This is a genomic window from Streptomyces regalis, assembly GCF_001509475.1.
GTDB lineage: Bacteria > Actinomycetota > Actinomycetes > Streptomycetales > Streptomycetaceae > Streptomyces > Streptomyces regalis.
In genome coordinates, this window is the sequence record NZ_LLZG01000346.1 from 45,568 (window position 1) to 65,692 (window position 20,125).

The window sequence follows — 20,125 nt, forward strand, 5'->3', positions numbered from 1 at the left end:
TCAACGTGGTTTTTCGAACGCGAGAGGGGATGCCGGGCAGGCGTCGCCATACCGCCGTCGGGGTGTGGTCGTAACCCGTGTGAACGCCCTGAATGGTGCGACCGGAAGGAATGGCTGACGGTGGATCACGTCAAGGTCTGGCTCCAGTGGTGATGAAGCGTCAGCCGCCCAGGCCGTGACGGAAGGACTCACCTATGCGCTCTGTTCGCATGCTGCTCGCCACCGCGACGGCCACGGCCGCACTGGCGATCGCGCCCGCAGCCTACGCCGTTACGGCGGGTGACTGGGACCACGAAGACAATTCCTACAGCAAGAAGCACGACAAGGAGGGCAAGCACGACGCGCCTCGCGGCGGGATGCACACGGGTGGGGGAGCGCTGACCGCCGTCACCGACGAGGACTCCGACTGGGGCGGGTCCAAGGACCCGAAGCCCGACAAGGAAGGCAAGCACGACAAGGAAGGCAAGCACGACGAGGGGGGCAAGCACGAGGACGGAGGTAAGCACGAGGACGGCGGCAAGCACGAAGACGGCGGCAAGCACGAAGAGCCTCGCGGCGGTGTGCGCACGGGTGGCGGAGCGCTGGCCGCCGTGACCAACGACGACGACTGGGGCGGCGCCAAGGACCCGAAGCACGACCCGGACAGCTACCGGAGCAAGGACGGCGGGCACGACGAGGACTCGTGGGGCGGTGACCACGACAAGGGGTCCTGGAAGGAAGACGACCACGGGAAGGACTCGTGGGGCGGTGACCACGACAAGGAGTCCTGGGGCGGTGGTGACCACGGCAAGCCGCACGGAGGGATGCACACCGGCGGCGGCGGCCTCGCCTCGTCGGGTGTCACCACGGGCGGGCTGGCCGCGCTGGCGGTCGCCGGTACCGGCCTGTACACGCTGCGTCGCAAGAAGGCATCTGGATCCGTGGCCTGACCCATGCCGCACGCCATAACCGCTGTGGCCGCCGCACGTGCGCCGCGCGTCGCGGCGGCCCCGCTCGCCCTCCCCCCTGTTGTGTCCGCTGCCGTGCCCGAGTGAGGTGGTGCCCGATGGCCGCCGGCCGTTCCTCTTCCCCCGACGCCGACCCGGCCCTCCCCGATGCCGGTTCCGTGGCCTCACGGCGGATAAGGCGCGCAGCTGCGGCGATGTTCTGGAGCGCGGTCGCCGTCATGGCGCTGATGGTGATCGTGCCGGGCGGCCGGGGTCAGGCGCCCGATGCCCGCTTCGCGCCGCACGCTCCACCCGCGGTCGAACCGCACAACCCACCGGCGGCCCAGTCCTCCTCGCCGGCCCCGCGCCATGGGGGCAAGTACCTGCCCCGGTCCCGGCCGACCCGCCTGCTCATCCCCAAGATCTCGGTCGACGCGCCCTTCACCGACCTCGCCATCGGCAGTACCGGCCAGCTCGCACCCCCACCGGCCCACGACACCAACCTCGTCGGCTGGTACGCCAAGGGAGCGTCCCCCGGTGAGGCGGGCACGTCGATCATCGCCGGGCACGTGGACACGGCGACGTCCGCCGCGGTGTTCGTGAACCTGAGTGAGCTGGAGAAGGGGGACCGCTTCCAGGTGGCGAGGGCCGACGGGCGCACAGCGTCCTTCGTGATCGACAGCGTGGAGACCTTCGACAAGGACAGCTTCCCCAGTCGGCGCGTGTACGGCGACAGCGCAGGGGCCCAGGTGCGGCTCATCACCTGCGCGGGGGACTACGACCGGCAGGTCAGGGACTACACCGCGAACCTGGTGGTCTTCGCCCACCTCGCCTGAACCACCACCTTCCGCACCGCGGCACTCCGCGCAGACCTCGTGTCTTACAGTGACTGCGACCAGTTCCGGTGACTGAATCTGTGAGGTAGTGGCCAACCATGCCGACCGAGACGTTTGAGTTCCAGGTAGAGGCCCGTCAGCTGCTCCAGCTGATGATCCACTCCGTCTACTCGAACAAGGATGTCTTCCTGCGGGAGCTCGTCTCCAACGCCTCCGACGCGCTCGACAAACTGCGCCTGGAGAAACTGCGGGACGACTCGCTCGACGCCGATGTGTCCGACCTGCACATCGAGATCGACGTCGACAAGGAGGCCCGTACCCTCACGGTGCGGGACAACGGCATCGGGATGTCGTACGACGAGGTCGGACGGCTCATCGGCACCATCGCCAATTCGGGAACGGCCACGTTCCTGAAGGAGCTGCGGGAGGCCAAGGACGCTGCCGGGGCCGAGGGGCTCATCGGCCAGTTCGGCGTCGGCTTCTACTCCGGCTTCATGGTGGCGGACGAGGTGACGCTGGTGACCCGGCGCGCCGGCGAGAGCCAGGGGACCCGCTGGACGTCGCGTGGTGAGGCCACGTACACGCTTCAGACGGCCGACGACGCACCGCAGGGCACGTCGGTCACGCTCCACCTCAAGCCCGCCGACCCCGAGAACCAGCTGCACGACTACACCTCCCCGTGGCAGATCAGGGAGATCGTCAAGCGGTACTCGGACTTCATCACCTGGCCGATCCGGATGGTCCCGGAGACGGGCGACGGTGACGGCGACAGCGACACCCCGGCCGAGCCCGAGACGCTGAACTCCATGAAGGCCCTGTGGGCGCGTTCGCGCGATGAGGTGTCCGACGACGAGTACCACGAGCTGTACAAGCACATCAGCCACGACTGGCGCGAGCCGCTGGAGACAATCCGGCTCCAGGCGGAGGGCACCTTCGAGTACCAGGCCCTGCTCTTCGTCCCCTCGCACGCCCCGCACGACCTGTTCACGCGGGACTTCAAGCGCGGCGTCCAGCTGTATGTGAAGCGCGTCTTCATCATGGACGACTGCGAGGCACTGCTGCCGCCCTACCTCCGCTTCGTCAAGGGCGTCGTCGACGCGGCGGACCTCTCGCTCAACGTCTCCCGCGAGATCCTGCAGCAGGACCGGCACATCCGGATGATGCAGCGCCGGCTGACGAAGAAGGTCCTGTCCACGGTCAAGGAGTTCATGACCAAGGACAGGGACCGCTACGGCACGTTCTGGCGGGAGTTCGGCACCGTCCTGAAGGAGGGCCTGGTCACCGACTCCGAGAACCGTGACGCGATCCTCGCCGCCTCCTCGTTCGCGACCACGCACTCGGACGACGAGCCGACCACGCTGGCGCAGTACGTGGAGCGGATGAAGGACGGTCAGGAGGACATCTACTACATCACCGGCGAGTCCCGGCAGAGCATCCAGAACTCTCCGCACATGGAGGCGTTCCGGGACAAGGGCATCGAGGTCCTGCTGCTCACCGACGCCGTGGACGAGGTGTGGGTCGACGCCGTCGGCGAGTACGAGGGCAAGCGGCTGCGGTCCGTCGCCAAGGGCGAGATCGACCTGGACGCCAAGGGGGACGAGGACGCCGACGAGGAGCGGGAGAAGCAGGCCGAGGAGTACGCCGGTCTGCTCGGCTGGATGGGCGAGCAGCTGGACGAGGACATCAAGGAGGTGCGCCTGTCGACACGGCTCACCGTCTCTGCGGCCTGTGTCGTCTCGGACGCGCACGATCTGACCCCGGCCCTGGAGAACATGTACCGGGCGATGGGCCAGGAGGTGCCGCGTACCAAGCGGATCCTGGAGCTCAACCCCGGCCACCCGCTGGTGAAGGGCCTGAACCAGGCGTACAAGGAGCGCGAGGACCGCACGGAGCTCGCCGAGTCCGTCGAACTGCTCCACACGCTGGCGGTGCTCGCTGAGGGCGGCCAGTCCAAGGATCCCGCGCGTTTCGTGAAGCTGGTGGCGGACCGCCTGGAGCGCACCCTGTAGCCGGTGCCGTAGGCCATGTGGACGTGTGCGCGGGCCATTGTCAGTGGCCCGCGCTAGCTTCCTTGGAGTCGGACTCTGGCTCCACTCCGGGAGGATTCATGGCCTCGCGCCTCAACCCGTACATCACGTTCGCCGGTGACGCCCGTCAGGCGATGGAGTTCTACCAGGAGGTGTTGGGCGGCACCCTGACGCTCAACACCTACGGCGAGTTCGGCCAGAAGGACACCCCGATGGCCGACAAGATCATGCACGGCATGCTCGAGACCCCCAGTGGCTTCACCCTCATGGGCGCCGACACCCCGACGGACGACCACAACCCGGGCAACAACTTCTCCGTGAGCCTCAGCGGCGACGACGACGCCGAACTGCGTGGCTACTGGGAGAAGCTGTCCGCCGACGCCTCGGTGGCCGTGCCGCTGGAGAAGCAGATGTGGGGTGACGTCTTCGGCATGTGTACGGACCGGTTCGGCATCACCTGGATGGTCAACATCGCCGGGCAGGGCGGTTGACCGGTCCCGGTACGTGGTCAGGGAGTGGTCAGTTCGTAGAACCCCCTGCCGAACGTCGCGGCCACCAGGCGGTGGTGACCCGCGTCGTACTCGATGTCGTCGACCGGCACCTGCGGCATGCCCCGGCCCAGGCGCAGCCAGTGGGTGCCGCCCGTGACACTGGTGAACACGCCCTGGTCGGTGCCGATGTAGAGGATGCCGCCGCGGGCGACGACCAGGTCGTTGACGGGTGCCGCCGGGAGGTTGCCCGAGAGGTTCCGCCAGTGCCGGCCGCCGTCCGTGCTGCCGTACACATGAGGCAGCGGGGATCCCGAACGGTAGCCGGAGTGGGTGGTCCAGACGCGGTCGGGGTTCTTCGGGTCGACGACCACCCGGGTCACCCAGGGCAGCCCCTCGGCCACCTTCGTCCACGTCGCCCCGAGGTCCCTGGTGACCCAGACGCGGCCGTCGTCCGTGCCCACATACACGGTGCGTCCGTCGCCCGCGGGGGCGATCGAGGTGATCGTGCCGTAGTTGGTGTAGATCGGGTCGGGGCCCGGGCCGCCCGTCAGGTCCGGGCTGACCGGCTGCCACGTCGCGCCCCCGTCCGTGGACCGGTTGAGCACTTCCGCCCCGTAGTAGAGGACCTTCGGATCGCGCGGGTCGAAGACCACGGGGGTGAACCAGTTGCGGCGCTTGTACGTCGTCCGGTCGGCGAAGTACGTGAGCGTGTCGCCGCCGTCGGTGGAGCTGAAGCAGTTGCCGTACTGGTAGCAGGCGAAGACGTTGTTCACGTCGGTCGGGTTGATCAGGTTCTCTTCGCCGTCACCGCCGAGGTACTCGTTGAACAACTCCCCGCCCCAGGAGCGCAGTGAGCCGTTGTCCTGGGCGCCGCCCGAGATCCTGGTGACGTCCTGCGGGCTGATCGCCGCACTGTAGAGCTGGGTGTACGGCTGGTGGCGGGACTTGACCCAGCCGCCGTCGCCGTTCGCGTCGGAGCGGTAGACGCCGCCGTCGTTGCCGAGGTACACGCGGCCCGGGTGGCGCGGGTCCCACACCATGGCGTGCTGGTCGACGTGCATGCTGGTGTCGTCGGCCGTCCAGGTGGCGCCGCCGTCCTTCGTGGTCATCAGGGGGACGCCGGCCACATGGACGTGTTCGCTGTCCCTGGGGTCGATCCACACCTTGCCGAACCACCAGCCGAAGCTCGACTGGGAGCCCGTCATGTCCTCGTTGGCAGGGGTGCGGGTCCAGCTGTCGCCGCCGTCGGAGGAGGCGTAGAAGCCCTCGAAGGGGCCGCTCGCCTTGTTGGTGATCGCGTAGAGCTTCTCGCCCGCGACCGCGAGGCCGATGCGCCCCACGTCCGGGCCCTCGGCGGGCAGCCCGCCACCGAGCCGCTGCCAGGTCGCGCCGTCGTCCGTGCTGCGGAAGACGCCCGAGCCGACACCGCCGTACGTCCGCAGTCCGGGCGTTCGGCGATGGTCCCACAGCACGGCGTAGAGCCGGTCGCCGTCGACGACGATCTCGGTGGCGCCGGTGAACTCGGTGGCGCCGGAGAGGATCCGCTTCCAGGTGGCGCCGCCGTCCTCCGAGCGGTAGACGCCGCGGTCCCCGCCGCCGTTGTAGAGGGAGCCGGCCGCGGCGACATAGACGCGGCGGGGATCGGCCGGGTCGACGGTGATGGCGCTGATCGCGCCGGAGTCGCGCAGGCCGAGCGAGGTCCAGGTCCGGCCGCCGTCCCGGCTCCGGTACAGCCCCGTTCCCTCGTAGGTGATGCTCCCGCCCCCCGGATTGGGCTCACCGGTGCCCACGTACAGGGTGCCGTCGGGGGCGGTGGCCACCGCGCCCATGGCCTGGGTCCAGCTGTCGGGCCACACCGAGTGGAAGGTCGCCCCGGCGTCGGTGCTGCGCCACAGCCCGCCGCTCGCGGCCGCGGCGTACAGGGTGTCGGCGCGCTTGGGGTCGAGTGCGAGGGACACGATCCGTCCGCCGATGTTGGTGGGGCCGATGCCCTTCCAGCGTCCGCCGACGGTCGGCAGTTCGCGGGCCTGCGCCGCGGCGAGGTCATGGGCGTGGCGCGGAATCGACTCGCCCCGCAGGGTCTTCTGGAGGTAGCGGTACTCCGCGGGGGCGGACGGTCCACGGACCGGCCGGTAGACATCGGACGGACCGGGCGGCGCCAACGCCCCGGGCGGCGCGGACGACCCGGACGGCGGGGCCGGCGCGGCGGTCGCGGGCGCCGCGAGGAGTGCCGCTGCGGTGACCGTGCCCAGAACCAGTGACAGCAGACCTCTGCCCATGGAGCCTCTTCCCTCGTCATGGTCGTTTCAATTCCGCAATGACGGTACGAGAGAAGGGAGTTGAGCAAAAGGGTGAGTGATGTGGCCCGTGGGTTCCGGCCACCTCTTGACGTACCGCCCACTGCGGCAGGTACGGGGCGTAAACCACTCGGAGGAAGGGAAAGGAGCTATACGGCGAACCGCGGGGAGTGATCGGCAGTGCCCGGGATGTCGGGCCCGAGTGCTGGGGAGGGCCAGGCATGGGCGGGCAGCCCCTGTATCTCGAACCGCGGCTGAAGTCGCGACTGCGCTCGTTACTGCACTCCCCGGAGCTGCTGCACACGCTGACCGACGCGCTCGGATCACCGTTGAACGTGGTCGTCCCCGACCAACTCGCCGACAACCTCGACCAGTTCAGGTCGGTCTACGGCGCGCACCACCTGTCCGGCCAGGTCTTCCTCGCCCACAAGGCCAACCGGTCCGCCGCCCTGCTGCGCAGGCTCGCCGCCACGGACGCCGGCGTGGACGTCGCCTCACTGGAGGAGTTGCAGCACGCCCTCGGCGCCGGCCTCACCCCCGACCGGATCACGGCCACCGGACCGAAGAACCCGGAATTCCTGTGGCTGGCGGCCCGCACCTCGGTCACCGTCAGTCTCGACAGCCGGGGCGAACTGGAGCAACTCGCCACGCTGGTACGCAAACACGCGCTGCCCAGGACCCGCATCCTGCTGCGGCTGTCGGGGTTCGAGGCGTCCGGCGTACGGGTGCTGAGCCGGCGCAGCCGATTCGGCACCGCCGTAAGGGAGTCGGACGCCCTGCTGGAGACCGTCGAGCGGCACGGCGACGTGGTCGACCTGGTCGGCGTGGCCTACCACCTGGACACGACGAGCCTCACCGAGAAGGCCACGGCGCTGGAGAGCTGTCTGCGCGTGCTGGAGGAGTGCCGGAGCCGTGGGCTCAGGCCCCGGGCCGTGGACATCGGCGGCGGATTCGGCGTCAACTACCTTGCCGACGGCGGCCAATGGGAGCGGTACACGACCGAACTCACCCAGGCCGTGCTGGGCACCCGCCCGCCCCTGACATACGGCGGCCACGGCTACGGACTGCGCAACGAAGCCGGCACGCTGCGCGGCACGCTCGGCCTGTACCCCGCCCACCGCCCGGTCGCCGGAGCCCGCTACCTCGACGAACTGCTCTCGCACCCGGCGGCCTCCCTGGACGGCCGCCCGCTGGCCGCCCTGCTCCTGGAGCACCTGTACGACCTGCACACCGAACCCGGCCGAGCCCTCCTCGACCAGTGCGGACTGACCCTGACGAAGGTGCTGGAGGTGCGCGACCAGGAGGCCGGCGGCCCCCTTCTCGTACGGCTGGCGGCGAAGGCCGACGACGTGGCCCTGGAGGAGCACGGCGTGCTCATGGACCCCCTTGTCGTCCCCCGGGACCTGACAAGCACCGACACCGGCACCGGTCCCGGTACTGCTACCGGCACCGGTCCCGGTACTGCTACCGGCACCGACGCCGAGACCGAACCGGTCGCCGTGCATCTCTTCGGCAGCCGGTGCCTGGAGGCCGACCTGATCACCCGCCGCACGGTCTTCCTGCCCCGCCGCCCCGAACCGGGCGACCTGTTGGCCTTCGTCAACACGGCCGGCTACTGCATGGACTTCCACGCCACCCGTGCCCAGCACCAGCCCGTCGCGCGCAAGGTAGCCGCTTGGCAGGAGGGCGACACCTGGCGCTGGTGCCTGGACGACCAGTACTGGCCGACCACACCCGTGGGGGGAGCGCAGTGAGGTACGACAGCATCACCGACGCCATCGGCAACACACCGCTGGTGCGCATCGACCCGGCCGTGCACGGCCTCAGGCACATCGACCTGTACGCCAAGCTGGAGCTGCTCAACCCCTTCGGTTCGGTCAAGGACCGGGCCGCCTGGAACATGGCGCGCCCGCACCTGGCCGGCGCGGCCGAGCAGGGCGGTCAGGTCGTAGAGCTGTCGAGCGGCAACACCGCCAAGGCACTGGCCGTCCTCGCGGGCATGCACGGCCTGACCTTCAAGAGTGTCACCAACCGGATGCGCATCCCGGAGATCAAGGACCTGCTGCTGTTGCTCGGCGCGGAGATCGAGGAACTGCCCGGCCAGAGCGAGTGCCTGGACCCGACCGCCACCGACGACCCGCTCACCCTGTTCCACCGCACCCTCTCCGAGCCCGACAGTGCGTATCTGCACACCGACCAGTACTTCAACCCACGCAACACCGAGGCCCACTTCAACGGCACCGGCCCCGAGATCGTCAAGGACCTGGACGGGAGAGCCCCGGACTGGTTCATCGCCTGCGTGGGCACCGCCGGCTCCTCCACCGGCGTAGCCCGAGCCCTGCGGGAACACGACCCCGCCGTACGGGTCGTCGGCCTGGTCGCGGCCAAGTCCGACTTCGTCCCCGGCATCCGCACCATCGACGAGGCGCACGAGGTGGGGCTGTTCGACCCCGGTACCTACGACACCATCGAGACGGTGAGCGCCGACGAGGCGATCGAGGGCATGGTGGCCCTCAACCGCCGCTGCGGCATCCTGGCCGGCCCGACCGGAGGGGCCGCCTACTTCGGAGCCGTACGCCAACTGCGCGCTCTCGACGAGGAGTTGGCCGACGAAGAAGTCGCGGAGCGGCAGTCGGCGGTGTTCATCGTCTGCGACCGCGTCGAGAGCTACCTGAGCTACGTCCGTCAGCGGCGCCCCGACCTCTTCGGCCGCCCGCGCCGCAGGAACTCCCCGGCCGACCTGTCGGATGCCGAGGTGCGCACGGCACCGGCCATCGGCGTCGCCGACGCCCAGGCATGGATCTCCACCGGAGAACCACTCGTCGTCGACCTGCGCAGCCCCTACGCCTACGCCGCCCTGCACATCGACGGCTCGGTCAACATCGTCGACGAGCTCTTCGAGGAACTCCTCCACGGCGGGCTGCCCTTCAGCCGCAACCGCCCGGTCCTGCTGGTCTGCCCGGTCGGCGAGAAGTCCGCCCGCTACGCCGCCCTGCTCACCCGGATGGGACACCCGGACGTGCGCAGCCTGACCGGCGGCATCATCGCCTGGCGCGACGCGGGCGCTCCCCTCGTACGGGACTGACTCCCATGACCACACCCAGGACCCGAATCCCCGGCCCCGCCCTCATCGAGGAGCTGAGGGAGTGGCAGCGAGCGCTGCGCGCCCAGTTCCCGATCATCACCGCACACCCCGAACCGGCCTATCTCGACAGCGCCGCCACCGCCCAGAAACCGCAGGCCGTACTCGACCTCGTCCACACCTACCTCACCACGACCAACGCCAACGCCGGACGCGGTATCTACACCTGGGCCAACCGGACCACGACCCTGGTCGAGCAGGCCCGCGACCGGGTGAAGCGGTTCCTCGACGACCCCGCGCCGGAGCGCTCGGCCGTGCACTTCACGAGCGGCACCACCGAGGGGCTGCGCACCATCGCCCGCGACTGGCTGCCCGGGCTCCTCGCCGACGGGGACGAGATCGTCGTCCCCGTCGCCGACCACGAGGCCAACATCGCGCCCTGGCTGGAGGCCCAACGGCAACTGGCCCGGCAGGGCGTGCACATCCACGTCCGGCCGATGCCGTACCAGCAGGCGTCCGGCGACTACGACCACGCCGCGCTGACGGAATCCGCCGGCCCACGAACCCGGTTCGTCGCCGCCACCCACGTCCACCACGTCTACGGCGGCAACATGAACATCCACCGCATCCGCCGAGCGGTCGGACCGGACGCGGTCATCTGTCTGGACGCCGCTCAGAGCGTCGGCCACCTGCCGGTGTCCGTGGCCGACCTGGACGTCGACTTCGTCGTCTTCTCCGGGCACAAGGCCATGGCACTGCCCGGTACGGGAGCCGTCTGGGCCCGCCAGTCACGCGGGCCGGAGTTCATGCCGGGCGGCTGGTCGGGCACCCCCAACACCGTCGGAATCGCCTCCCTGGCCACCGCCCTGGACTGGCTGGACGCCGCCGGCACCGACCGGATCGAGCAGTGGACGGTCGCCCTGGCGGCCCGGCTCACCGACGGACTGCGCCACCTCGACGCCTACGAGATCCTCGGCTGCCGGACCAGCCTGGCCGCGGACTCGTCCGTACAGCAACGCCAGGGCGTCGTCACCTTCCGCCACCGTGCCATCGACTCCGGCGACCTGGGCTTCATCCTCTTCAGCCACGGCTTCATGGTCCGCTCCGACCAGCACTGCCAGGGCGGCGCGGGGGAGCGGACCGGCTCGGTGCGGGTGAGCCTGCACGTCTACAACACCGCCGAGGAGATCGACCGGCTGCTGGCCGTCCTTGCCACGCTCGGGTGACGTGCCGCCATTAGAGGGAATGGGAACCGTTTCCACCTGTAGGGTCTGGTGCAGACGGTGCGGACGGTTGCGGAACGGCGAGGTGCACGACGGGATGGGGCTGAGCCTGGCGACGGCGGAGCGATGGGTGGAGCGCTGGGAGCGCCAGCAGCAGCGGTACGCCGTCGACCGCGAGGAGCGGTTCACGGTGATCGCCGATGTCGTCGAACTGACCGTGGCGGACCGGGCCCGGCCGTCGATCGTGGATCTCGGCTGCGGTCCCGGGTCACTGGCGGCCCGCCTGGCCCGGCGGCTGCCGGACGCGGACATCGTGGGCGTGGACATGGACCCGCTGCTCCTGGAGCTCGCCCGCACCCACCACGCGGACGCGGCCCGCTACGTCGACGCTGAGATCGGCCAGGACGGCTGGGCGCGGGCCCTGCAACTCGACCGGCCCCTGGACGCCGCAGTGTCGACGACAGCCCTGCACTATCTGAGCGCGGACACCCTGCGCCGCACCTACCGGCATCTCGCGGCGCTGCTGCGGCCCGGCGGCGTCCTCGTCAACGGCGACCACTTCCCGCACGACGACAGCGCGCTCGCCGAACTCGCCGGATGCGTCGGGCGCCGCCACGCCGCACGCCGGGACGACTTCGCCCACGAGGACTGGGCCTCCTGGTGGACGGCCGTCGCGGAGGATCCCGAGCTGGCCGACCTGCTCGCCGAACGCGGCCGCCGGCAACCGGACGCCGGGACGGCCGACAGCACGGCACAGCTGTCCCTGGCCGCGCACCAACGGCTGCTGCGGCAGGCGGGCTTCGCGCATGTCGGCGTCGTCTGGCAGTACGGCGACAGCCATGTCCTCGTCGCCATCCGCTGACCCGGCGGTTGTTGGGGCCACACCAAGCACAGCTAAAGGTTCCTGCAGGCACCTTGACAGCGTGCGTACTGTTTCGCGACGTTTGAGCCTCGCCGCATAGTTCGACATGGGGGAAAATGTGGCGAGGCGCTAACAATGCGTCTTGGGGGGATTTCTTGGGGGGAGCGGTCGCCGTGCGATCCAAGAGCGCCATCACGATTCACAGACCCGAGGAGCTGAGCGAGTCGCAGCGCCGGGCGTGGCACCGGGCGATGGACGAGTCGCCCGACTACGCCAACCCTTTCCTGGCGCCGGAGTTCGCGAGCGGAGTCGGCAGGTACCGCGGTGGGGCGCGGGTGGCGGTGCTGCACGAGGACGGGGAGGCCGTCGGCTTCTTCCCGTACGAGCGCACCGCCTTCGGCGTCGGACGGGCCATCGGGCTCGGTCTCTCCGACTGCCAGGCCCTCGTGCACCGTCCGGGCGTCACCTGGGACACCCGGGAGCTGCTGCGGGCCTGCGGGCTGTCCGTCTTCGAGTTCGATCACCTCGTCGAGGAGCAGAAGCCGTTCGGCCCGTACGTCACGGGCACGTTCGCCTCGCCCGTGCTCGATCTGAAGCCCGGCGAGGGCGACTACGCGCAGTGGTTACGCGCCGCGTACCCCGGACTGGCCAAGACGACGCTGAAGAAGGAGCGCCGCCTGGGCCGGAACGTGGGCGAGGTGCGGTTCGTGTACGACGAGCGCGACCCGCGGGTGCTGCGCACGCTCATGCGGTGGAAGTCCGCCCAGTACCGCAGGACGGGGCGGATGGACCGGTTCTCCAAGCCGTGGATCGTCGACCTCGTCGAGCACCTCTTCCAGGTCCGCGAGGAACACTTCACCGGCATCCTGTCCGTGGTGTACGCCGGTGACCGGCCGGTCGCCGCGCACTTCGGGCCGAGGTCGCGGACGGTTTTCGCGGCCTGGTTCACCGCGTACGACCCCGAGTTCAGCTACTACTCGCCCGGCCTGATGATGCACCTGCGGATGGCCGACGCCGCGGGCCGGGACGGCGTGACGCTCATGGACATGGGGCGCGGCCAGAAGGAGTACAAGGACTGGCTCAAGACGCGTGAGCTGCGGGTGGCCGAAGGGTTCGCGGTGCGCCCGCACCCCGTGGCGGCGGCCCACCGGCTGTGGCGCAGACCCGTACGCGGCCTGCGCAACACGGTCCTGGCCCACCCCAGACTGCGCGACCCCGCCGACCGGCTACTGAAGACCGTCGGCACGCTGCGCACGTCCGGCGTGGCCCACTCGCCAGGAGCGGGAGCCCGCGCCCGCTGACCGGGGCCCACCTTCGTCATCCGCCACGCGTCGGCGTCGTATCCATGGCGCCCCGCGGTCTCGGATCCCCCTGCACGGCGGCCCCGATCGACGTCCGCCGACGCGCACCGCCCGCCTCGGGCGACCCTTCCTCGTACCCTTCCACGGAAGAGGTGACCATGCCGTACGGATCGCGGCTCGCCGCGATGATGACACGGCGCATCGGACGCGAATGCGTCTACACGCCGTCGGCCCGACTGGCCCTGTACCTGGCGCTGCGGCGCTGGTGCCGGCCGGGCGCACGGGTGCTGATGTCCCCGGTGAACGACGACGTGATCCTCTTCGTCGTCCTCGCCGCCGGACTGCGCCCCGTGCAGGCCCCCGTGTCCCGGTGGGACGGCAACATCGACCCGGCCGCCGTACCGGAGTCCACCTGGCGGAACGTGGACGCCGTCCTGACCACGAACCTGTACGGCCTCCCGGACCGCGTCGTCGAACTGCGCCACCGCTGCGACGAGTTGGGGATCCCGCTGATCGAGGACGCGGCGCACGCCATCGGCACCCATGTCGACGGACAGCCGATCGGCACCTTCGGCAGGGTGGCGGCGTTCAGCCTGTCCAAGCACGTGGCGGGCATGGCCGGCGGTTTCCTGGCCGTCGACGACGCGCGCACCCGGCGCGAGCTGGAGCTGCTGCGCGACGATCTGCTGACACCGCGGCGCCTGCGCGCCGACCTGGCCACCACACTGCGCCCGCTGGCCCGGTCCGCCGTGCGTTCGCTCCACCTGGTGCGTCCCGTGTGGCGCACGATGCAGCGCCTACGGCTGCTGGAGCGCGACGCCTTCCGCATGGATCTGCACGCACCCCGCCTCGCCAGCAGCGCACGCCACGCGCCGAGCCTGACCGCGTACGAGCCCTGGGTACGGGTCGACCTGCACGGCTTCCGCAGCCGCCACGGGGCCCTGGTCCGGGGGCAGTTGGAGCTGCGGATGGCCCTGCTCGACGGCGACCTCGCCCGCCGCAGGGCCGGCGTATCCCTGCTGTCCGGCACCACCTGGGCCAGCCCGGCACTGCGCGACGGGGCGGGCGACGGCCCACCGCCCCTGTTCCGGGTACCACTCCTCGTCCACGACCGCGACGCCCTCCTCGAACGCCTGGTGAACCACGGCGTCGTCGCCGGATACGTCTACGACCCGCCGCTCGACGACTACGCGGGCGCCGAGTTCGTCGAACCGTCCCCCGACCCCGCGCCCGCCCGCTGGTTCGCCGCGCACACCCTGCCGGCCGACCCCCTCCTGGCCCGCAGGATCGCAGGCGCCCTGACGAAGGAGCGGGCGACCACCGCACGCCCTCCGATCCCGGCTCCTCCCGTCTTCGACACCACGACCACCACGACCACGCCACCCACGCCCCTGGGCCAGTAGGGAACCGGGCGGCTCATCCGCCGCGCCGCCCGGCCCCACCGTGCCTACCCTGGAGGTGTGGCTCGGTCCAACGACGAGGTCGCCGCGCTGTTCCACGAGTACGCGGATCTGATCTCGATCACCGGAGGAGACGCGTTCAGGACGCGCACCTACGAGAAGGCCGCCCGGTCGATCGGCGGCTACCACGCCGACGTGTCCACGCTCGACGTCAAGGGGCTCCAGGAGATCCCCAATGTCGGCAAGTCGACCGCCGAGAAGATCGTCGAGTACTTCAAGAGCGGCAAGGTGTCCGCGGTGGAGGAACTGCGGGCGAAGATCCCGGCCGGGGTGCGGCGGCTGACGGCGATCCCCACGCTGGGCCCGAAGAAGGCCTGCGTGCTGTACGAGGAGCTCGGCATCTCCTCCGTCGAGGAACTGGCCGACGCCATCCACGAGGAACGGCTGCGCGATCTGAAGGGCTTCGGGCCGAAGACGGAGGAGAACATCCTCCACGGCATCGAACTCCTGCAGTCCTCCGGAGAGCGGGTCCTGCTCGACGTCGCCATGGACCTCGCCGACGACATCGTCACCGAGCTGTCCCGGGTGACCGGCTGCCGGCGCTGCACCTACGCCGGGTCGCTGCGCCGCGTGCGCGAGACGATCGGCGACATCGACATCCTCGTCGCGGCGAAGAGGTCCGAGCCCGTGATGCGGGCCTTCACCGAGCTGCCGTACGTCTCGGAGGTCATCGCGCACGGCGAGAAGAAGACGTCCATCCGCACCACCAAGGGCCTGTCCGTAGACCTGCGCGTCGTACCGCCGGACTCCTGGGGAGCGGCGCTGCAGTACTTCACCGGCTCGAAAGCGCACAACATCCGTACCCGGGAGCTGGCCGTCCACCAGAAGCTCAAGCTCTCCGAGTACGGGCTCTTCGACACCGAGAGCGGCAAGAAGATCGTCTCCGAGACCGAGGAGGACGTGTACGCCCGGCTCGGCCTGCCGTGGATCCCGCCGACCCTGCGCGAGGACCGCGGGGAGATCGAGGCCGGGCTGCGCGGCGAGCTGCCCGAGCTGGTTCAGGAAGACGACGTCCGGGGGGATCTGCACACGCACACCGACCTCACCGACGGGCTCGCCCCGCTGGAGGAGATGGTCGCCGCGGCTGCCGAGCGCGGCTACGCCTATTACGCGATCACCGACCACGGCCCGAACCTGTACATGCAGCGGATGACCGACGAACGGATCCTGGCCCAGCGCGAACGCGTACGGGAGCTCGACGGGACGTACCGCGCCCGCGGCAGGCGCGACGGCCTGCGGCTGCTGCACGGCGTGGAGCTGAACATCGACCCGGACGGCGCAGTGGACTGGCCCGAGAAGTTCCTGGCGGACTTCGACCTGTGCGTGGCCTCGGTGCACTCGCACTTCAACCAGGGACGCGAGGCACTGACGCGCCGGATCGTCCGGGCCTGCGAGCACCCTTGCGTCAACATCATCGGCCACCCCACCACCCGGATCATCGGCAAGCGGCCAGGCGTCGACGTCGACCTCGACGCGGTCTTCGCCGCCTGCGCGCGCACCGGCACGGCCTTGGAGATCAATGCCCACCCGGACCGGCTGGACCTGCGCGACGAGGACATCCTGCGGGCCAGGCGGCACGGGGTGAAGTTCGCCGTCGACAGCGACGCCCACGCCACCCTGCACCTGGCCAACATGCGCTACGGCGTCGGCACGGCGCAGCGTGGCTGGCTGGCCAAGGACGACGTGATCAACACCTGGCCGCTGACCCGGCTGCGGCGCTTCCTGTGCAAGGGAAGGACCGGTCACAGATCCCGCGGTTGAGCGAACCGAGTCCCGGCGAGGCGATCGTGGGGCAGTCGCGCGGAGTGGGCCCCGCTGTCTCAGGAAGGCGTCAGCAGGGCGTCCAGGGGCCGGTCGCTGTGCAGGCGGGCGATGGCGTCGGCGAGCAGCGGGGCCACGGATCGCACCTGCAGCGGCGGTTCCTGCGGCGTCTTCTCCGTGGCGAGGGTGTCGGTGACCAGGACGCGGCGCAGGGGCAGCTTTGCGAGCCGGCTGCGGGCGTCTCCCACCAGCAGGCCGTGGTTCGCGGCCACGGTGATGTCCGCTGCCGCCCCGCGGGCGAGGAGGACGTGGACGGCCGCTTCCACCGTCGCGCCAGTGCTGATCATGTCGTCGACGACGACCACGGGTCGGGCCGTGACATCACCGACCGCTTCGTCGGCCTGCACGTTCGTGCCCGAGGCTCGGGTCTTGCGCACCACGGCCACCGGCCGGTGCAGCAGAGCTGAGTAGTGCTCGGCCAGCTCGACCGCGCCAAGGTCGGGCGATACGACGACAGCGTCGTCGGGCAGGTCCTCGGCGAGCGCGGCAGCGATGACCGGCACCGCGGTCAGCATCTCGACCGGTACGGCGGACATGGCCTTCAGCGCGGTCGTGTGCGGGTCCACCACCACCAACCGGTCCGCGCCCGCTGTCGCGAGGGCTTCGGCCACGACTCGCGCGCCCACCGGCTCACCTGCCCGGGTCCGCCGGTCCTGCCGGGCGTAGCCGAAATACGGCACGACAGCGGTGATCGTGTGCGCTCCACCGCGACGGCACGCGTCAAGGAGGAGCAGCAACTCGATCAGATGCGCGTTCACCGCGGGTCCAGTGGGCTGGACGACGTAGACATCCCCACCGCGCACACGACCCACGACCGGCCGCAGTTCACCGTCGGGGAACCGCTGACTTCGCGGTCCTGGCCTACAACCTGAACACCTATGTCCGCTATGTCCGCGACGGCAACGGCAACGAACGGCAACGGCGCGCCTGAATCGCCACCGAGGCGTACCGGCTGATCGACGGCGAGTGGCACATCGTGCACTCCCCTTGGGCGTTCACCCAGACCGCGAAGGGAGCCATCGCCTCCTGACGGGCAAGGGGCCTCCGCCGCGTTTCCGTCACGCGTCGGTCCTCGCTGCGCGGGCCGCGAAGGCGGCCGGGGTGAGACCGGTGCGGTCGCGGAAGAAGCGGCCGAAGTTCGCGGGGTCGGTGAAGCCGAGGTGGACGGCCACAGTCCGGGCGTCCCACTGGGCGCCTGCCAGCAGGCGTCGGGCTTCCAGGAGGCGCCGCTCGTCGATGAGCTCGCGTACTCCCTTGCCGGTGGCGTCCCGGGCGGCGCGGCTGAGGGTGCGGACCGAGCAGCCGAGCAACTCGGCGTAGTCCGCGGCTTGGTGCAGTTCGCGAAAGTGCAGCTCCAAGGCGTCCAGGAAGCGTCCGTACCGGTCGGCGCGGCCGGTGCCGGCCGTGGCCGTGGCGATGGGGGCGATGCCCGGGGAGTTGGCCAGGCGCAGCAGCAGCGATTCGAGCAGGCTGCGCCGCAGGGCGTGGTGGATGTCGAGGGGGCGGCGCCCCAGTGCGCGGTGTTCGTCCAGGAGCTGGAGTGCCGTCTGCTGGAGCCAGGTGGTGTCGTCGGGGTGCGGGCTGAGCACGGCAGGGGCCTCGTGCGCGGTGAGCGGGGCCAGGAGACGGGCGAGGTCGGGCCGCAGCACGTCCGGTTCGAACAGGATGAACGGGCCGCGGGCCACGCCGGGCGGATGCCAGCACTGCACGTGCCCGGGACGCACCCACAGCCACTGGCCGGGGGCGACGGTCCGCGTGACGTGGTCGACGTCGTGCCGCAGCTCACCCTCCGTGACAGCGATGAGGTAGTGGAAGGTGGCACGCCCCGGACGAGGCGGGTTCCACGGCCAGTCGTCGTGCTGGGCGAAGAAATCCTCGACGGTACTTACCTCAAGGCCGTACGGAGTACCGACCGGGGGCTGGAAACCGTACAGCGGAACCGCAGCTGGTCCGGCCTGCCTGCTCGGCCCGGAGTGTCGCTTGCCGACCATCACGTGTCCGCAGCCTACCGCCCTTCCAGTCGGCTTCGACGGAAGGATGGGACGTGCCACCGCGCCCGCGCGGCGCGCCCTCCGCCTCCTTCGATGCCACAGTCCGTCACCACCTGAGAAGGCTCACCACCCATGAACGGATCGGCCCTGCACAAGACCGCCGCCGACTATGCGGAGGAACTCCCCGGAGCCCAACTGGAGCACCCCTTCGGCCCCGACTGGGAGGTCTACAAGGTAGGCGGCAAGGTGTTCATGCTGATGACCGAAGTCCCGGGGCGGCCCGTCGTGATCCTCAAGGCGGACCCCGGCGAGGCCCACGCCCTGCGGGAGCAGTACAGCCATATCACCCCCGGCTACCACATGAACAAGAAGCACTGGATCACCGTGGAGAGTGGAGAAGGCGTCGACGAGGAGCTCGTCAGGGAGCTCGTCACCGACTCCTACCGGCTCGTCGTCGCCCATCTGCCCAAGGCCGAGCGGCCTGTCGACCCGCACACCTACGGCACCGGCACGTGGGCGGCCCGGTGGTGAGCGCGGCCGGTGACCGGCTGCTCCAGGACACCGCCCGCCGGGCGGCCTTGGCCCTCCCCGGCGTCAGTCACGGATACCCCTTCACCCCGGGACTCGACGTGTACAAGGTCGCGGGCAAGGTGTTCCTGATCGTCACCGAGGACCCGGACGAACAGATCATCACGGTCAAGTGCGAACCCGAGCACGCGCGGGCACTGGAGCGCTACGCCTCGATCACACCGGGCCGCTACCTCGACAAACGCCACTGGATCTCACTGGGGCCGGGACCCGGCATCACCGAGCGGCTGATCACCGACGCGGTCGAGGACTCCTACGACCTGGTCGCCGAGCGGCTGCCGCGACGCGACCGCCCCTGTGCCCGATGAGCGCCGCGAACTTCCCCGTGAACGGCGAGCCTTCGCTCGTCAGCGTCCCGTGCAAGGGCTAGCCCCGTCCGCACACGCCCGCCTGCGCACAAAGCCGGAAGACGCCGTCGGGCAGGACCACCTCCTGGCCGCGGACGCCACTGCTGGGCCCGCATGGTCGTCCAGCAGCGCCTCAGCTCCACCATCCTGCGGGCCGCCCGGCGTCGGGAAGACCACCATCGCCCGGCTTCTCGCCGACGGCGATGGTAAGTGGATCGACTTGCCTCAAGGGCGAGGCGGGAGCTACCTTCGCATGGTGAGTTCACCGACTTACCTTACGACTCGGCAAGGAACAATCACCATGAATCGTCTTGCGGGCAAGCGCGCCCTCATCACCGGCGGCACGAGCGGGATCGGCCTGGAGACCGCCCGGCGGTTCCTCGCGGAGGGGGCCGACGTGCTGGTCACGGGCGTCACCCCGGCCAGCATCGACAAGGCGCGGCAGGTCCTCGGGGACAAGGTGCCGGTGGTGCAGGCCGATGCACGCGATCTCGATGCGCAGCGCGCCCTGGCGGAGCGGGTGGGTGAGCACTTCGGGGAGCTGGACGTGGTGTTCCTGAACGCCGGCGTCTCGGACTGGCGGCCGTTCGAGGACCACACGGAGGACAGTTTCGACCGGCTCTTCGACATCAACGTCAAGAGCGTCTTCTTCCTCACTCAGGCCCTGGTGCCCGTGCTGGCCAACCCGTCCTCGGTCATCCTCAACGCGTCCAACAGCGCGCACGGCGGCTACGGGCATTCGAACGCCTACGCCGCGACGAAGGCGGCTGTCTCCTCCCTGATGCGGTCGTGGAACGCGGACCTGCTCAGGTCACACGGCATCCGGTTCAACGCGGTCAGCCCCGGCCCGGTGAACACCCCGCTCTACTCCAA

At 70.2% G+C, this 20,125-nt stretch carries 17 protein-coding genes; 14 read left to right on the forward strand and 3 right to left on the reverse strand.

All coding sequences use genetic code 11. The features are described 5' to 3' along the window. Positions 1 to 194: 194 nt before the first annotated feature. The 4 genes from ADL12_RS54310 (at position 195) to ADL12_RS29790 (ending at position 4,280) form a co-directional block, all read left to right on the forward strand. Positions 195 to 929 (forward strand): hypothetical protein, encoded by a 735-nt coding sequence (locus tag ADL12_RS54310; RefSeq protein WP_062707134.1) that lies wholly within the window; start codon positions 195 to 197, stop codon positions 927 to 929. Positions 930 to 1,045: 116 nt separating this feature from the next. Further along, entirely contained in the window at positions 1,046 to 1,762 is a 717-nt protein-coding gene (locus ADL12_RS29780) for a class F sortase (RefSeq protein ID WP_079052351.1), read from the forward strand. Positions 1,763 to 1,860: 98 nt separating this feature from the next. After that, on the forward strand, positions 1,861 to 3,771 hold the full coding sequence (gene htpG / locus ADL12_RS29785; protein ID WP_062707138.1) for a molecular chaperone HtpG: 1,911 nt from the start codon (positions 1,861 to 1,863) through the stop codon (positions 3,769 to 3,771). Positions 3,772 to 3,869: 98 nt separating this feature from the next. Then, positions 3,870 to 4,280 carry a VOC family protein gene (locus ADL12_RS29790; RefSeq protein WP_062707140.1) on the forward strand — a complete coding sequence of 137 codons (411 nt, stop codon included), beginning with the start codon at positions 3,870 to 3,872 and terminating at the stop codon, positions 4,278 to 4,280. Between the two features lie 17 nt (positions 4,281 to 4,297). On the opposite strand, the gene ADL12_RS29795 is transcribed toward ADL12_RS29790, so the two are convergent. Next, positions 4,298 to 6,559, reverse strand: a complete 2,262-nt coding sequence (locus tag ADL12_RS29795) for a WD40/YVTN/BNR-like repeat-containing protein (protein ID WP_062707142.1) — start codon at positions 6,557 to 6,559, stop codon at positions 4,298 to 4,300. Positions 6,560 to 6,798: 239 nt separating this feature from the next. Here ADL12_RS29795 and ADL12_RS29800 point away from each other — a divergent pair, with 239 nt between their 5' ends. The 7 genes from ADL12_RS29800 to polX all read left to right on the forward strand — a co-directional run bounded on the left by ADL12_RS29800 (position 6,799) and on the right by polX (position 16,266). Beyond that, entirely contained in the window at positions 6,799 to 8,331 is a 1,533-nt protein-coding gene (locus ADL12_RS29800) for an alanine racemase (protein ID WP_062707144.1), read from the forward strand. Further along, positions 8,328 to 9,662 carry a pyridoxal-phosphate dependent enzyme gene (locus ADL12_RS29805; RefSeq protein WP_062707146.1) on the forward strand — a complete coding sequence of 445 codons (1,335 nt, stop codon included), beginning with the start codon at positions 8,328 to 8,330 and terminating at the stop codon, positions 9,660 to 9,662. Before ADL12_RS29800 ends, ADL12_RS29805 begins: the two co-directional genes overlap by 4 nt. 5 nt (positions 9,663 to 9,667) lie before the next feature. Then, complete coding sequence (locus ADL12_RS29810) at positions 9,668 to 10,885, forward strand: aminotransferase class V-fold PLP-dependent enzyme (protein WP_062707148.1); 1,218 nt, start codon at positions 9,668 to 9,670, stop codon at positions 10,883 to 10,885. Positions 10,886 to 10,979: 94 nt separating this feature from the next. Further along, the gene (locus tag ADL12_RS29815; RefSeq protein WP_062707176.1) at positions 10,980 to 11,744 is read left to right on the forward strand and encodes a class I SAM-dependent methyltransferase; all 765 of its coding nucleotides are present in this window, start codon (positions 10,980 to 10,982) and stop codon (positions 11,742 to 11,744) included. 173 nt (positions 11,745 to 11,917) lie between these two features. Further along, positions 11,918 to 13,045 carry a GNAT family N-acetyltransferase gene (locus tag ADL12_RS29820; protein WP_062707150.1) on the forward strand — a complete coding sequence of 376 codons (1,128 nt, stop codon included), beginning with the start codon at positions 11,918 to 11,920 and terminating at the stop codon, positions 13,043 to 13,045. A 158-nt stretch (positions 13,046 to 13,203) separates the two neighbouring features. Further along, positions 13,204 to 14,448 (forward strand): DegT/DnrJ/EryC1/StrS family aminotransferase, encoded by a 1,245-nt coding sequence (locus tag ADL12_RS29825; protein WP_107120060.1) that lies wholly within the window; start codon positions 13,204 to 13,206, stop codon positions 14,446 to 14,448. Positions 14,449 to 14,505: 57 nt separating this feature from the next. After that, entirely contained in the window at positions 14,506 to 16,266 is a 1,761-nt protein-coding gene (polX, locus tag ADL12_RS29830) for a DNA polymerase/3'-5' exonuclease PolX (protein ID WP_062707154.1), read from the forward strand. A gap of 59 nt (positions 16,267 to 16,325) precedes the next feature. Here polX and ADL12_RS29835 read toward each other — a convergent pair whose 3' ends face one another. Further along, positions 16,326 to 17,138, reverse strand: coding sequence for a ribose-phosphate diphosphokinase (locus tag ADL12_RS29835; RefSeq protein WP_208614643.1), 813 nt, complete (start codon positions 17,136 to 17,138; stop codon positions 16,326 to 16,328). Between the two features lie 246 nt (positions 17,139 to 17,384). Beyond that, a complete protein-coding gene (locus ADL12_RS29840) occupies positions 17,385 to 18,320 on the reverse strand; it encodes a helix-turn-helix domain-containing protein (RefSeq protein ID WP_062707158.1) in 936 nt (311 codons plus the stop codon). A gap of 129 nt (positions 18,321 to 18,449) precedes the next feature. Here ADL12_RS29840 and ADL12_RS29845 point away from each other — a divergent pair, with 129 nt between their 5' ends. The 3 genes from ADL12_RS29845 to ADL12_RS29855 all read left to right on the forward strand — a co-directional run. Further along, positions 18,450 to 18,848 (forward strand): MmcQ/YjbR family DNA-binding protein, encoded by a 399-nt coding sequence (locus ADL12_RS29845; RefSeq protein WP_062707160.1) that lies wholly within the window; start codon positions 18,450 to 18,452, stop codon positions 18,846 to 18,848. After that, the gene (locus ADL12_RS29850; protein ID WP_244188102.1) at positions 18,830 to 19,213 is read left to right on the forward strand and encodes an MmcQ/YjbR family DNA-binding protein; all 384 of its coding nucleotides are present in this window, start codon (positions 18,830 to 18,832) and stop codon (positions 19,211 to 19,213) included. Before ADL12_RS29845 ends, ADL12_RS29850 begins: the two co-directional genes overlap by 19 nt. Positions 19,214 to 19,553: 340 nt before the next feature. Then, positions 19,554 to 20,125, forward strand: a 572-nt coding sequence (locus tag ADL12_RS29855) for an SDR family NAD(P)-dependent oxidoreductase (protein WP_062707162.1), incomplete at its 3' end; no start/stop codon positions are given.